General features: G+C 56.3%; 11 protein-coding genes. 4 read left to right on the forward strand and 7 right to left on the reverse strand.

The window, feature by feature from the left end; genetic code table 11:
• Window positions 1-159: 159 nt before the first annotated feature.
• The 4 genes from Poly21_RS23710 to Poly21_RS23725 form a co-directional block, all read right to left on the reverse strand.
• Entirely contained in the window at window positions 160-819 is a 660-nt protein-coding gene (locus Poly21_RS23710; protein ID WP_302120387.1) for an HAD family hydrolase, read from the reverse strand.
• 116 nt (window positions 820-935) lie between these two features.
• Window positions 936-2,591: a putative manganese-dependent inorganic diphosphatase gene (locus Poly21_RS23715; protein WP_146409564.1), complete on the reverse strand. Its 1,656-nt coding sequence runs from the start codon at window positions 2,589-2,591 to the stop codon at window positions 936-938.
• A 14-nt stretch (window positions 2,592-2,605) separates the two neighbouring features.
• The gene (locus Poly21_RS23720) at window positions 2,606-3,163 is read right to left on the reverse strand and encodes a flavoprotein (RefSeq protein WP_146409565.1); all 558 of its coding nucleotides are present in this window, start codon (window positions 3,161-3,163) and stop codon (window positions 2,606-2,608) included.
• Complete coding sequence (locus tag Poly21_RS23725) at window positions 3,160-4,095, reverse strand: sugar phosphate isomerase/epimerase family protein (protein ID WP_146409566.1); 936 nt, start codon at window positions 4,093-4,095, stop codon at window positions 3,160-3,162. Before Poly21_RS23725 ends, Poly21_RS23720 begins: the two co-directional genes overlap by 4 nt.
• Before the next feature lie 401 nt (window positions 4,096-4,496).
• Between Poly21_RS23725 and truA the strand changes: the two genes are divergently transcribed.
• Entirely contained in the window at window positions 4,497-5,402 is a 906-nt protein-coding gene (gene truA, locus Poly21_RS23730; RefSeq protein ID WP_146409567.1) for a tRNA pseudouridine(38-40) synthase TruA, read from the forward strand.
• 47 nt (window positions 5,403-5,449) lie between these two features.
• Here truA and Poly21_RS23735 read toward each other — a convergent pair whose 3' ends face one another.
• The 3 genes from Poly21_RS23735 to Poly21_RS23745 all read right to left on the reverse strand — a co-directional run bounded on the left by Poly21_RS23735 (window position 5,450) and on the right by Poly21_RS23745 (window position 8,882).
• Complete coding sequence (locus Poly21_RS23735) at window positions 5,450-6,637, reverse strand: ribonuclease D (protein ID WP_146409568.1); 1,188 nt, start codon at window positions 6,635-6,637, stop codon at window positions 5,450-5,452.
• Window positions 6,638-6,897: 260 nt separating this feature from the next.
• On the reverse strand, window positions 6,898-8,562 hold the full coding sequence (locus Poly21_RS23740; RefSeq protein WP_146409569.1) for a sodium:solute symporter family protein: 1,665 nt from the start codon (window positions 8,560-8,562) through the stop codon (window positions 6,898-6,900).
• A complete protein-coding gene (locus Poly21_RS23745) occupies window positions 8,559-8,882 on the reverse strand; it encodes a DUF3311 domain-containing protein (RefSeq protein ID WP_146409570.1) in 324 nt (107 codons plus the stop codon). Before Poly21_RS23745 ends, Poly21_RS23740 begins: the two co-directional genes overlap by 4 nt.
• Window positions 8,883-9,051: 169 nt before the next feature.
• Between Poly21_RS23745 and Poly21_RS23750 the strand changes: the two genes are divergently transcribed.
• From Poly21_RS23750 to Poly21_RS23760, 3 genes are all read left to right on the forward strand, one after another.
• Entirely contained in the window at window positions 9,052-10,869 is a 1,818-nt protein-coding gene (locus Poly21_RS23750; RefSeq protein WP_146409571.1) for an SLC13 family permease, read from the forward strand.
• 62 nt (window positions 10,870-10,931) lie between these two features.
• Window positions 10,932-13,346 carry a PSD1 and planctomycete cytochrome C domain-containing protein gene (locus Poly21_RS23755; RefSeq protein ID WP_146409572.1) on the forward strand — a complete coding sequence of 805 codons (2,415 nt, stop codon included), beginning with the start codon at window positions 10,932-10,934 and terminating at the stop codon, window positions 13,344-13,346.
• Between the two features lie 3 nt (window positions 13,347-13,349).
• The gene (locus Poly21_RS23760; RefSeq protein ID WP_146409573.1) at window positions 13,350-14,813 is read left to right on the forward strand and encodes a DUF1501 domain-containing protein; all 1,464 of its coding nucleotides are present in this window, start codon (window positions 13,350-13,352) and stop codon (window positions 14,811-14,813) included.
• Window positions 14,814-14,826 lie beyond the last annotated feature (13 nt).

Raw genomic sequence — 14,826 nt, forward strand, 5'->3', positions numbered from 1 at the left:
ACGCTGATGCAACTGTGGTAGGATCGCTTCGCCCGGAGAAGCGGAAGCAAACTCTGCTGTCAAGGAATTTCCTACCCAGCGAGTTCATTGGGGATCACGTGAGATGCCCAGTTCCGCAAGTCGTCGAAATCGCTCAATTTATCAAACTGCCGCCAACGGCTACCGCACAATTTTGGTACGCACGTCGACAAACTCCATCCCCGCCCGGACAGCGGCCTCGAATCCTAAAGGTGAATCTTCGAACACGAGACAGCGTGCTGGCGACACGTCGAGCAGCTCAGCAGCCCGCAAAAACGCATCCGGCTCAGGCTTATGGCCAACCGTGTCCTCACTCGTGACAACCGCAGTAAACCAATCGGCGATCCCAAGTTGCTGCAACTGCCGTGAGACGATGGGACGAATACCACCACTGGCGACAGCCATCGCCAGTCGCCCGCGATGTCGTGCCGCAACTTCACAAACGATTTCGAGCGGTTGCAACTCATCCATCAATGTCTCAAAGGCATTTTCCTTTGCCGTTGCAGTCGCGTCGATATCGACACGGACGCCCTGTTCATCGCACAAGAGCGAAATGATTTTTTCCGTGGGCATACCGCCCATCGAGTAGAACCGCTCTTCGGTGAACTCGACCCCACGTTGCGACATCGTATCCCGCCACGCGACATAGTGCAGAGGCATGGAATCAGAGAGAGTGCCGTCGCAATCGAAAATTAAACCGTCGAAACGGTCGGCAAGATCGTCATCCCACCACTGCAAATCGGTGTATTCGTTCAAGTATTCATCTCCCTGGCCGCGGCCATATTGTGTTGACGAGTGCATTCAATGCTACATTGGCGACCGGGACATATACGACCTGCACCGTCGATAAAGATCCACCCGACCAAGAGATCCATCCCATTGCCAGGATAAAGCGGGTATTCACGCGTCAGGCGAGCTCATTGTGGCAGCGCAGCCGATTCGAGCAAGCTACTGATAAGCGGCAGCAACTGTTTCTTGCGACTGACGACGTTATCGAGTTTGTAAAGCATATCCTCGAGTTGCGGATAATTGATCTCATCCCAACCGTCCGGCTCGCGGCTCATCAATAGCAAACTTCCATTACTGGAAATGTCGGTAACCATCAGAGCGGAGAAGTCGAGCGAATTCTCCGATGCCAATCCCTCGAGCGCCTTTGCCAATTCGCTCTGACGCTGCCAGAACAGATCGAAGCCGATTTCTTCAATTTGCGAGATCGAAAACCGCTTTCCGCCTTCCTCGAACTGCTTGCAATCCTCTCGCACGACCTTATCGGGCGGGCAAGATCGCAGCGCCGAGCCGATTTGAAAAAAATCTGTTGCAAATTGTTCCATCGGCATTTTGCAGAAGGTCTGTAACCAATCCAAAATGTCGCGATCAACGTCCGTCGTCGTCGGTGAGCGCAGGTACAGCGTGTCGCTGATGATTCCCGACGCCATGCACAGTGCCATGCCCGGCTCAGGATCGATGGCCGCCTGACGGAACATCCGCGCAACGAGAGTACAGGTGGAGCCTACCGGATCCATGGTGAAACGGATTGGACCAGTTGACTTTAATGAGCCACCGAGCCGGTGATGATCCAGGACCTCGATGATGTCTGCCTCGTCAGCTCCCTCAACGGCTTGGCCGAGTTCGTTGTGATCCACCAGGATCAACTGCGGGCGTGGCGGATGGACAAGATCACTCTTGCTCAGCACCCCAACCAGTTTTTTGCCCTCGACGACGGGAAACATGGGTTGCGATGATCGGTAGATCTGTTGCTTCGCAGTCGTCACCGGCATTTTGGCAGACAGAGTTTGGCAATCTCGATCGATCGCGTCCTCAATTACCTGCGCCGCTTTGATCCGCGTTGTCGTCGAGGCGGTATCGAAGTCACTGCGGATCACGGCCACGCCACGATTTCGAGCCAGTTCCACTAACCCGCTCGACAGCTCAAATCCACCTGTGACAACCAACGCTCGAACGCCCATCTCCAAGGCGGGCAATTGAATCGTCGGGCGGTCGCCACTGACGACCAACAATCGCTCCGGAGGGAACTCGCTGAGCCGGTCGGTGAACCCCCCCGCACTCATTGCGCCCACCGTGACGATCATGTCTTCGGTGCGATCAGGATCCACCTCGTGCTGGAACTCACCGCCCAGTACCGAGACCACATTGCGGAGCGTGGAGCGGACGCCCCGAGATTGGCCAGACTCCATTCCCCCGCGAAAGACGAGGTCGAGCAGATCTAGCAGTGTCGCCAGGCCGATCAAGCAATCGTTGTCGTCAAGCACTGGAATCGAACGTAGGCCGTGCTTGTTCATCCGTTTATAAACGTCGTAAAAGACGTCTGAAGGGCGAGCATAGACCATCTCGCGATTGCAGATGTCCTTCAGCTCCGGGCGAACGTCCATGATGATCCGCGGCATTCCGATTTTTGCCTGACGAAGAGCAAACTCCGTCCGCTCATTCGGTGCGCCACAGCACGCCGCCACCGCATCGGGGCGGGTTGTTCGCCGCAAAAAATCCGCATAGGCGATTGCGCTACAAATCGCATCGGTGTCAGGATTACGGTGTCCGAAAACATGGACGGTCATGAGTGACTCTGGCGTTACAAAACGAGTGCGTTGATTTCTGTGATGATCTTAGCCGGTTCACTCATCCGACCGGTACCCTGGACACGACAACTCAGCCAACCTTTTTCCGGACCGACGATGTGACAACCGTCACCACGCAAAATTTCGACATTCCTCTGCACACTCGCCTGATTCCACATCGGGTCACTCATCGCCGGTGCAAGCAGAACTGGGGAGGTATTCTGCAGATAAAGTGTACTGAGTAGATCATCGGCCAGTCCATGCGCTAGGCGAGCCAGAGTCGCCGCCGTCGCCGGAGCGACTACGAAGGCATCCAAATCGCGAGCTAATTCGATATGTGGGCCGAGAGGGAATCTCGTATCGAACCCATGGATCACCACTGGCCGCCCCGACAGAGCGGCCAGCGTCGCCTCGCCGATGAATTCCGACGCGCCCTGGGTCATGACGACCTGCACGTGATATCCGGCTTGGGCAAGCTTGCTGCATAGGTCAGCAGCCTTGTACGCTGCGATCCCACCTGCGATCCCGAGCAGAATCTTTTTGGGCGACTTGTCGGAGTGCGTCAAGTTCATGCTAGCTCTTTGCGAACACGTTCGAGCAATGCCTTGGTCGCCCGAATCCCGGCGTACTCGTCAAGCCGGCCACCTTCGTACTCGATCCCAACGTAACCGTGATAGCCAAAGTCCGTCACGATTTTCATGATCTTGAAGTAGTCGATTGACGTTTCATCACCAGCCTCGTTGAAGTCGTACGTTTTGGCACTGACTGCCTTCGCGTAAGGCATCAATGCTTGCACGCCCAAGTAGCGATCAAACGATTCTGGATCCTTTCCACGCCGGATGTGGAAATTCCCAAAGTCTGGCAAAGTGCCGCAGTTGTCCATGCCGACTCGCTCCATAACGACTGCCAACCAAGCCGCGTTGCTGCTCAGACCGCCATGATTTTCTACGAGTACATTGATGTCCTGCTGGGCCGCATACTCACTTAGCTGACGCAATCCATCAGCCGCGTAGTCAAGCTGTTCGGAGTAGCTACCACCACTCGCTGCGTTGACACGGATGGAATGACATCCCAGAAACTTGGCCGCGTCCACCCATTGATGATGATTCTCAACTGACTTCTTACGTTTTGCCTGATCGGGATCGCCTATCTGGCCTTCGCCGTCAACCATAATCAGCACGCTGGTCACGCCGTGGTCATCGCACCGACTCTTCAGGTCCGTCAAATACTTCTGATCACGCGCCTTATCCTTGAAAAACTGATTGACGTACTCCACGCCATCAATGCCAAATTCTTCTTTCGCGATTCGTGGAAAGTCCAGGTTGGATATTCCTGACTCCGAACTCCGCAGAGCCTTGTGCAATGACCATTCGGCCAGCGAAATCTTGAACGGTGCGTGCTCATGTTCACCGTCGTGCGCCAACGCTGACTTGGCGGACAGTCCGGTCACCGCAGCGGTTGCGGCAAGTGTTTGCAAAAAATGACGGCGTGGCAGTGTGTGCATAGCTCTGGGTGGGTGAGAAGGTAAGTTTCTTGATTTCGTACAACAAAACATATTAATATCGATATCATTGATACTGCGTGGGCAACACCTCGCGGTCGTGCATGTTTATTCACGTGAGGCATCTCACCGCGTGACCGATGGTTTCCAACGCCATCTCCGCTCGCTCAAAGTCGCAAAACTGCCACCTTTCGGACATGCGGTTCAACGAATCGCTCGCGTCGAGATATCGATCGAGTATCCCGCGTTCAGCCGCATCCAACATGTGCTCCTGGCAATCCCCAGGATCGAACCTCAGATGCGGCAAACATGCACTAGGATACACGCTCTCGATGTGAGAATGTATCGTGTGGGGACAATATTCTACTTCGGCAATGTCTCCTCTTTTCTCCTCTCCCGACTTCATGTCTCGCACGTTTCATTTAACAATCGCTTACGATGGAACGGAATATTCCGGGTGGCAGGTACAACCCGGGCAGCGCACGATTCAGGGGGAACTGGAACAGGCCGCTGCGACACTCTTGGGTAAGTCCGCAGCGGATAACGCCCACACGAGCGACGAAATTTCCGATCCGTCGGGGATCGGAACAGGCGACCGTGAATCCCCCCGGGATCCCTCATCATATTCCCTGCGGATTCTCGGCAGCGGTCGGACCGATGCTGGGGTGCATGCATGGGGGCAGGTTGCCCGCTGCGTGCTGCCGGGATGGCGGGCTGATACGACAGCGGTACTGCGGGGGTTGAACTCACGCCTGCCCCCCGACATTACCGTTTTAGCGGTCCGTGAAACCCTTCCGTCCTTTCACCCCATCGCCAACGCAATCGGCAAGCGATATCGCTACCAGGTACAATTTGGGGGCCAGCGTGATCCTTTCGCGATCCGAACTCACCTCCGGGTGCACACGGCAATCGATACCGATCTGTTGCAGGCGGCGGCAGAACGTGTGATCGGCGAGCACGATTTCGCAGCATTTCAGGCGACGGGTGCGCCTCGGGCCAGCACGATACGAACGATTACGCACAGCGCGTGGGTGGCGGACCCACGCCACGTCGGTGGCGACCGCTTGGGCGGGGTCGCCAATCTCGGCCAACGTTGGTACTACGAAGTCGAAGGCAATGGGTTTCTTTACAATATGGTGCGCAACCTCGTCGGCACCATGTTGGAGGTTGGTCGCGGTCGCCAGCCGCTGCGGTGGATCGATGACGTCCTGGAGTCGAGAGACCGTAAACGTGCTGGGGCCACAGCCCCCGCCAATGGTTTGACGCTCGTCCAGGTGCATTACCCGGAAGAGATTTTTCTTGCGACGTAAACAATCGCCGGTGGCTTTCGTCGCGTGTTTCAATGCTGTGCGATGCGCTACTGAGTCGTCTCGCAATTGAAAAATTCGAGTGGCTGATCTTCCGTTAAATCGGCAACGCGGATCGCTAATTTTCCGGCGAGTATCTTCCGGAAGTTTTTACCCACAATGTCGCCCCGCCAACCTTGCAGCAGGGCGGGTACCGCCGCACCGCGCCGCGGGGTCAATTCATAGGCGAGCAGATCCTTCACATCGTCGGAGTTACCCACAATTGCGGGAGCAATTTTATGCTGGCGACTGATGCAAGCGATTGCGGTAGATAGAAATTGACTTAACATCGGCGATGCGGCGCGAGATCGACCGCGTGAGCGCCGCGGAAGATCATCTTCGTGAGCGTTGAGTCCCGTTTGAATGGCAGCGGCAATATCGTCGTATTGGTCGTGGTAATTCCGGCGTTCGAGCCCGCGTATACTGCGAATTTTGGCCGCGTCGGCAGAACCGCGTTTGGCCAGTTCGACGATGAGGTCGTCGCGCATGATGCGGCGTGGCAGACGATCTTTACTCTTGGCGATCGCTTCACGCCAACGCCAGAGCTGACGGACAATCTCAAGCTGGCGGGGCTTCAGTCCTGAACTGCCGCTGACGCGATGCCAGTTCTCTGACTCTTCCGCGTCCATCACCTTTTGCTGCAGTCGCTGTGTTTCTTCCACGACCCAGGACATCCGATCGAGGTGATCGATTTCGCCGCGAAGTTTCTCAAACATTTCAAACAGATTGGTCACGTCGTGCAACGCATAGGTGAGCTGCTCGCTGGTCAGCGGACGATGCCTCCAATTCGTACGAGTCTCGCCCTTTGGGAGCGTCAGCCCGACCAACTTCTGGACGAGCGTGCCCAGCGAGGCAGGATATTCGATACCGACGAAACCCGCGGCCAACTGGGTATCGAACAAGCCCGCAATCGGCTTGCCGGTGTAACGATAGGCAAACCGAATCTCTTCACGTGCCGCATGCGCGACGACGGTACGGCCTGGGGTCACTAGCAAATCCCAGAACGGCTGCGTATCGCCGACGGGATATGGATCGATAATCGCGAGATGCTCCCCAGCAGCAACTTGAATCAAGCACAACTCGGGTCGATAACAGTCTTCAGATACGAACTCGGTATCGAATCCGATTACCGGCTCCGTCGCAATTCGCTCGCAAAACTCGGCGAGTTGTTCTGCGGAGACGATCGTTTCGTAGTTCACCAGTAGATTCCCGGTCGGTTATGCAGCGGTTGAGTAGGGCGAAAATCTACCCGCTCCGCGCAAAATGGACCAGTAGCCCATCCACGCGGCCGTCTGGCCGAAGTCCTAGGATCAAGAGGGGGCACTTGAACTACGGGCAGCTTAACGCCCGCGCAATGGCAATCTCGCAACCCTGTCAGGCTTAATTCCAGGCCCCTTCGTTGTAGCTTCCGGCCGGTCTGGTCATCTGGAAGCCACAACGATTGCCTCGGAAGCAACAGCTAGAAAAACTTCGCCAGTGTTTCAGGCTTGGGCTTCGGTGTCACCAATGACACGACTACCGTCGTGATCAGGCAGCTGAAGAACATCACAACCACCGGCATGATCAAATACACTTCACCGCCCAGATGCAGTTGGAGGTTGAACTCACGCAGTCCCTCGGGAGCATTGATGCCGTGATAGAACAAGATGCTCCAACTCACGATCGCCGCGAACACACCGCTGATCGCCCCTGCCGCGCTGAGCCCCCGCCAATAGAGCGCCAGGAACACGATCGGGAACAAAGCGCTAAAGCCGCTGAAGCACCACACCCCAAGAGCGAACACACTCGTCGGATTGTCGAGACTCAGAAAATAGGTCACCGCCACGATGGCGATAATGAACATCCGCGTTGTAAATACCTGTTGCTTATCACTGACGTTTTCCGCTCCACGATAGTGCGTGTAAATGTCATTGCTGAAGATCGTGCCAATGCACAAAAACTGACTGTCCAAACTCGACATAATCGCAGCCAAAATCCCAGCTGCGAGAAAACCACCAAGAATGGGGCCAGTCTGTGTCTTCACCAAAAACGGCAATACCGCATTCGCATTGACCTTGTCGGTACCGGGAATCAGCGGCAGTTTCGGGGCGAACTCACCTGTCGCCCACACACCGACGAGCACGCACGGCACCCATACGATCATGATGAAGAGCGGATGGCAGATCACCGGAATCTTGAACGATGCCGCACTCTTCGCAGTCATCCAGTGTTGGAATAGATGCGGGAACATGCCGACCGATAAGGGGATTAACAGATACGTGAAGAACAAACTCTTACTCATATCGACTCGCGTCGCACGGTTGACCGGAATCGATTCGCCGAGCACCTTCAGGTTGTCGAGGAAGCTAACCTGCCCGCCGAGACGATTGGCAATCACGACAAACGTGACGACACCAAGAATCATGAACACCATCGTTTGAAACGTGTTCGCCCAGGTTGTCCCACGCATCCCACCCATGAATACATACACCAACACGACGCCGCATATCAACAATGCCCCGAGCCACGGTGGAATACCTCCGTGCAGCCCACGGTTGGGAGATCCGTCAGGGAGCAATGCTGGAAACCAATCCGGTGACAGTCCCGCCGTCAGTGTCTGTACGACCGTGCCGCCGCCAATCACGCCCACAAGTAGATAGGGAATAACCAGCCCGACTAAGATCGGAAACAGAAGCAGGCCGATGAAGTCACTATCGAGGCGATCGCGGAAAAACTCTATCTGTGTGGTATATCCTCTCACCCGGGCGACCTTCCAGACCTTCACACCAATGAGGAAAAAGCACATTGAGTGAATGATCCCGCTGCTGCTGGCGAGCATCCCGTACACACCAATGCCTTCCTTGAACGCTTCACTGCTGCTGCCAACGAGCGCGAATGCGGTCATCGTCGTGCCGAAAATACTCATCAACAGCAGGAACGGTCCGATCGAATGACTGGCGACCTGATAGTCCTCTTTGGTTCCGCTGAACAAGCGACTCGAAAACACGCCGAGGAGCAGTAGCAGCGATAGGTAAATCAGGATGATGACGAACTGCGGTAACCCAGGATGCGTCAGCCAACCGCCATCGGCAGCGGGGCCAGGTGCCTGGGCGATCAACGTACCAATTGAATTTATGGACATCATTGAACCACCTCCCCCGATACATCTTCATCGCCAGTGTTGGCGTCAACGGCAGCCTCAAATTCAGGCTCGATCGGCCATGCGATTTTGGTCGTCAGAAACCACGTAAACGAGGCGGCGATCGAGAGACAGGCGTGCCAGAATAAACCGATGGGGATAAAACCGAATACGAGGCGGCCGTCGGTCCAAAACCAATTGTCCTGATGCAAGATCAGCAACAGCACGACAAGTCCAGCGATGATCCATGGACCGGGCCGAGACGCGTGTGCCGCATTGGAAGCGAGCGGTGGAGCCGGCGCAGGCGGCGGTGATGTGGCAGACATGAGGCGGGAGATTGGGAGAGTGGAGGGGAAGGAGTGGCAGCGAGTTCGACTCGGAGCGGACGGGGGCTAGTTTAATGGCAATTCAGGAGCGACGATATCGGTCTGATGAATTACTCTGGGTGGCCTCACTCTAGGTTGCCTAACTCCTACGCTTTGAGATTCTTGTTTCATGATGCTCCCGGCCGATTGGCAGATGTGGTTGACCCTGGCGGTCGCGGCCGGTTTGTTATTGAGTCTCGCCATGCGTGTGGCTGCGACGGATCTGCTCGCTCTGGCTGGGCTGGCAATTCTTGTCCTCGCGCAAGACCTCTCCGGCACCGCTAAACTGCCAACACCAGCTGACGCGGTTTCTGGCTTTGGCAACAAGGGGCTCGTCACCATTGCGCTGTTGTTCGCAATCGTCTCAGGGCTGGAACTGACCGGTGGGACCGAATACGCCACGGGATGGTTGTTGGGTGGTGTTAAAGGCCTGCGCAGCGCGCTGCTTCGGATCCTCGTGCCCGTCGCAGCATTGTCAGGTTTTCTCAACAACACCCCGGTCGTGGCAGCGTTGCTGCCAGTCGTCCACGATGTCAGCAAACGGATTGGTGCCAGCCCGAGTCGGCTACTGTTGCCACTTTCCTACACTGCAATCTTGGGGGGAATGTGCACGTTGATGGGCACGAGTACCAACCTTATTGTGCGTGATTTGTTCATGGAGAAACAGGTCGGCGGCGAGACGCTGGGCTTCTTCGCACCTGCACTCGCTGGTGTGCCGGCCACCATCCTCGGTTTGATCTACATCATCTATGCCTCGCCCTGGTTACTGCCTGAACGCAAACCGCCGGTCAGCATCAGTGATGATCCGCAGAAGTACACCGTCGAGATGCAGGTTGTGCCGCTCGGCCCCCTCGTTGGAAAGACCATCCAACAAGCTGGCCTGCGCGCTCTGCCAGGTTTGTATGTTGCCGAGATCCAGCGCGCCGACGGCCGCATCGAGGCGGCCAAGCCCGAGCAGAGAATCTACGGGGATGATATTCTTATTCTCGTCGGCGCGCTTGAAAGCGTCGTCGACCTACGCAAGATTCGTGGCCTGACGACGCCCGACGGCCAAGCCCGCAAACTCGAAGTTCCCGCCTGGCAACGGACTTTGATCGAGGCCGTTGTCAGCACCCAGTGCTCTCTGATTGGTAAAACGATTCGCCAAGGGAAATTCCGATCCAACTACAACGCTGCCGTTGTCGCAGTCGCGCGCGGTGGACGGCGGCTGATGGGAAAATTGGGTGATGTGAGAATCGAGCCTGGTGACGTACTGCTACTCGAGGCGTCCCCCTCGTTCGTACACCGGCAACGTAGTTCCAGAGACTTTTACTTGGTGAGTCGCGTGGAGCGTGGCGAGGTCCGCCGTCACGAGAAGGCGGTCTTGGCCATCACGATTACGGCGGCCATGGTGATCGTCGCAGCCCTGGGCTGGATGGAAATCCTGACAGCCGCCATGCTTGCCGCCATCGCCATGATCGCTTTCCGTTGCTGCACCTCCGGCGAAGCCCGGCGCAGTGTGGACTGGTCGGTGCTGATCATTATCGGTGCTGCAATCGGGATCGGGGAAGCGATGCGACTGAGCGGTGCGGCGGAAATGATTGCCAATGGACTCCTGCAACTCGCTGGTGGCAGCCCTCTCAAAATGCTTGCTGCGGTTTACCTGGCGACCGTCATCTGCACCGAATTGATTACCAACAGCGCTGCCGCTGTCATCATGTTTCAAATCGCATGGTCCGCCGCCACCGGACTGCAAATGGACCCAACACCACTGGTACTATGCGTGATGATCGCCGCGTCGGCGAGTTTCCTGACGCCTTTCGGATACCAAACCAACACGATGGTGTACAGTGTTGGTGGCTACGAGCTACGCGACTACCTCGCATTCGGATTCCCGCTCAGCTTGATCGTATTTGCCACCACAATGGTGACTCTCGCGTGGTGGTACAGCCTCGGCTGGACGCTCTGAGCGTGAGGGCACGTCGATCGATTTTGCGTGCACATCGAAAACATAACCATTAGAATTACGGCATGAACATCATCTCGTTTCTACACAAATCATCCGCCTCGAGTTGGCGCGTCGCCGCCCTCTTGCCGATTTTGGCGACGCTCGTTGGACGCGACGCGGCAGCGGATGACATATCGTTCGGTCGAGACATTCGTCCACTGATTTCTGAGAAATGCTTTGCCTGCCATGGCCCCGACGAGGAATCCCGCGAAGCAGGGCTGCGATTGGATCGTCCAGATGGAGACGAGGGGGCGCTCAACTATGCGATCGAACCGGGATCGCCTGACGACAGTGAGGTTTTCAACCGAATCAGCACAGAAGACGACGATTTGCGGATGCCACCCTCCGATTCGCACCTAAAACCCCTCACCCAAGAAGAGCAGTCTCTGATCCGTCGCTGGATCGAGCAAGGCGGTCACTACGAGGAATTCTGGGCCTTCTCGCCGCCGGTCATGCCAGAGGTCCCCGCGACGCAGCAATCTGAGTGGAGTGACCAGCCCATCGATGCCTTCGTGCTCAGCCGGCTCGAAGCAGATGACATGCAGCCGGCCGCACAAGCAAACCCGCGGACCCTGCTTCGACGCCTCACTTTCGACTTGACCGGTCTACCACCTACGTTGGCGGAAATTGACGCGTTTTTAGCCGCTTATGAGAAATCGCCTGAGAATGCGTGGGAAGCGTGCGTTGATCGATTGATTAGCCGTCCCGAGTACGGTGAACACATGGCAAGATACTGGTTGGACTTGGTCCGATTTGCTGATACCAACGGTATGCACAAAGATTTTTATCGAAATAATGTAGCGTACCGTGACTGGGTGATCCGGGCCTTCAATGATGACCTGCCCTATGATGACTTCGTCCGATACCAGCTGGCGGGTGATCTGTATCCTGATCCGACGGACGACCAATTGATTGCCTCAGCCTTCAATCGATTGCACCTCATCATTGACGTCGGCACGGCTCTCCCCGAAGAGAGCCAATTCAAAAACGTGGTCGACCGCATCACCGCCGTCAGCACTGCGTTCATGGGGCTGACCGTGCAGTGCGCCCAGTGCCACGATCACAAGTTCGATCCGATCACACAGAAAGATTTTTACGCGTTGTATGCGTTTTTCGATAACATCGATGCTGAGCCCGAAACCAAGGCGAGACCCCAAAATGGGCTGCAGCCCCCCTTCGTTTCACTGCCCACTCCAGCGCAAAGACAGAGTCTCGAGCAGCTTGACCAGCAAATTGCCTCAGTAGAAAAGCAGATTGAGAACGCGGAGGATGAAGAGCCAGCGAAACCCCTCACCGCTGAACTGAACGCACTCCGCTCTCAGCGTGAGCAGATCGCCAAGAACGTCACCCAAGCGATGGTGATGAAGGAACGTAGCGAGGTTCGCCCCACGTTTATACGAAATCGCGGACTGTATGACGCATTGGGTGAGCAAGTCATGCGGAACACACCTGAGTTCTTGCCACCGTTAGAAAAGTCTGGAGACGTCGCCAGCCGTATGGACTTGGCTGAATGGTTCGTTGACTCCAGGAACCCGCTGACCGCGCGCGTCGCCGTCAATCGATTTTGGCAACAGTTATTCGGAGTCGGCCTCGTTAAGACCTCGGAAGATTTCGGAAACCAGGGCGGCGTGCCGAGTCATCCGGAGTTACTGGACTACCTCACCGTTTCGTTTGTCGAGGCGGGCTGGGACGTCAAAGCGTTGGTGAAACAGATCGTGATGTCGCACGCGTATCGTCAAGCGTCCGAGGCGTCACCCGAGGTATTCTCAGCCGACCCTGAGAATCGACTGCTGGCTCGCGGATCCCGTTATCGCCTCGATGCGGAGATGGTCCGAGATCAAATCTTGGCCACCAGCGGCCTGCTGAGCGACAAGATGTATGGTCCAGCGGTCAAACCTCCTCAACCTGCCGGGCTATGGAAAGCGGTATCAATGACCGGCGAAGTTTTCCATCCTGACGCAGGCGATGCCATTTACCGCCGCAGTGTCTACACATTCTGGAAACGGGCGATGCCACCGCCCCAGATGACGATCCTCAACGCTCCCAATCGTGATGCCTGCATCGCCCGGCGGGAGCGAACGAACACGCCGCTGCAAGCCTTGCTGTTGCTCAATGAACCCGAATATCTCAAGGCGGCCGGACAACTGGCGGTAAGAACACTCCAACAGCCAGCGGAATCTAGGTTGGATTACCTCTGGGAGACTGTTACCGCACAACTACCTGACGAACAGGAGCAGTCGGTCATGCAGGCGTTGCTCGACGACTTGCAGACCAAGTATCGCGCCGCACCCGAGCTGGCAGCGAATGTTTATCGTGACGTGGTGCTGGAACCGTCAACGCAAGATCGTACGGACGCCGCTGCGCAGGCAGAACTGGCAGCTTGGACGATGCTTACCAGCACCCTCTACAACCTCGACATTACCAAGACCAAGGATTGAAACATGAGTACCCCCCAGGACTTGGCTGATTTAGAGAACCGACGTCGCTTCCTCACCCATGCGGGTATGGGATTGGGCACCACCGCGATGGCTTCGCTGCTGTCTCGATCAGCCCATGCGGAAAGTGCGTCCGCTGCGAAGGAAACTGGTTTGCCCCCCGGATGCCATCATGCTCCCAAGGCCAAACGTGTCATCTTCCTGTTCATGGCAGGCGGGCCAAGCCAGATGGATCTGTTTGACTACAAACCCAATCTCGATCAGTACTTCAAACAAGAATTGCCGAAATCCGTCAGCCAAGGACAGCGTGTCACAGCGATGACGAAGGGGCAAACCCAGCTGATCGCATCGACAAAGTTCAAGTTTGCTCAGGCGGGAGAGTCGGGACTGTGGATGAGCGAGTTACTGCCGCATCTGTCAAAACAGGTTGATAAGCTGTGCTTTATCGACTCGATGAATACAGATTCGATTAACCATGACCCTGGCAAAACGCTGTTCAGCACAGGATCGGAGATTCCTGGAAAGCCGAGCATGGGTGCGTGGCTGAGCTATGGGTTGGGGACCCTCAACAAAGATCTGCCCGATTATGTGGTCATGCCCTCGGCCTTCTGGGGTGGCAAAGTAAACGTGCAAGGTCTGTACTCGCGGCTGTGGGGGAGCGGGTTTTTGCCTTCGAAGCATCAAGGCACCAGTTTCCAAACGGCGGGCGATCCCGTTCTATTCCTATCCAACCCACGCGGCGTTAACGCAGACGTTCGTCGACGGATGCTCGACAGTCTCGGCGTGCTCAACCAAAAACATTTTGCTGAGATTGGTGACCCTGAAATACAAACCACCATCGCTCAACAGGAGATGGCATTTCGGATGCAGACGTCGGTGCCGGAGCTGACCGATATCTCAGACGAGTCAGCGGAAACGCTGGCAATGTACGGTCCCGATGTGGACAAGCCGGGGTCCTATGCCAGAAACTGTTTGCTCGCCCGTCGCATGGCCGAGCGGGACGTGCGGTTCATTCAGCTGTTCCACCGCGGTTGGGACCATCACAGCAAGCTGCCGCCGAACCTGATCGCTCAGTGCAGTGACGTTGATCAACCAACCAGTGCCTTGTTGGCCGACCTCGAACGCCGGGGGCTCCTTGAAGATACGTTGGTTGTCTTCGCGGGCGAGTTCGGTCGCACCATCTACTGCCAGGGGACGCTCACTCACGATGTCTACGGACGCGATCATCATCCACGCTGCTTTACCGCTTTGATTGCCGGCGGCGGTGTCCGGGGAGGAATGCGATATGGGAAAACGGATGAGTTCAGCTACAACATCGTTGAGAACCCCGTACACGTTCGCGATCTGCACGCGACCATGCTGCACCTGCTGGGGATCGATCACGGACGTTTAACGTTTCCCTACCAAGGACTCGATCAAAAACTCACCGGGGTGAACCCGAGCCGAGTGGTAACTGAGATCTTCGCCTGAGGTCACAACGACG

The sequence above is a fragment of the Allorhodopirellula heiligendammensis genome (genome assembly GCF_007860105.1).
In the GTDB taxonomy this organism is placed as follows: Bacteria; Planctomycetota; Planctomycetia; order Pirellulales; family Pirellulaceae; genus Rhodopirellula; species Rhodopirellula heiligendammensis.

Coding starts and splice junctions, on each gene's coding strand:
- Poly21_RS23710 (WP_302120387.1), bottom strand. CDS start 819: ATGCACTCGTCAACACAATATGGCCGCGGCCAGGGAGATGAATACTTG.
- Poly21_RS23715 (WP_146409564.1), bottom strand. CDS start 2,591: ATGACCGTCCATGTTTTCGGACACCGTAATCCTGACACCGATGCGATT.
- Poly21_RS23720 (WP_146409565.1), bottom strand. CDS start 3,163: ATGAACTTGACGCACTCCGACAAGTCGCCCAAAAAGATTCTGCTCGGG.
- Poly21_RS23725 (WP_146409566.1), bottom strand. CDS start 4,095: ATGCACACACTGCCACGCCGTCATTTTTTGCAAACACTTGCCGCAACC.
- truA (WP_146409567.1), top strand. CDS start 4,497: ATGTCTCGCACGTTTCATTTAACAATCGCTTACGATGGAACGGAATAT.
- Poly21_RS23740 (WP_146409569.1), bottom strand. CDS start 8,562: ATGATGTCCATAAATTCAATTGGTACGTTGATCGCCCAGGCACCTGGC.
- Poly21_RS23745 (WP_146409570.1), bottom strand. CDS start 8,882: ATGTCTGCCACATCACCGCCGCCTGCGCCGGCTCCACCGCTCGCTTCC.
- Poly21_RS23750 (WP_146409571.1), top strand. CDS start 9,052: ATGATGCTCCCGGCCGATTGGCAGATGTGGTTGACCCTGGCGGTCGCG.
- Poly21_RS23755 (WP_146409572.1), top strand. CDS start 10,932: ATGAACATCATCTCGTTTCTACACAAATCATCCGCCTCGAGTTGGCGC.
- Poly21_RS23760 (WP_146409573.1), top strand. CDS start 13,350: ATGAGTACCCCCCAGGACTTGGCTGATTTAGAGAACCGACGTCGCTTC.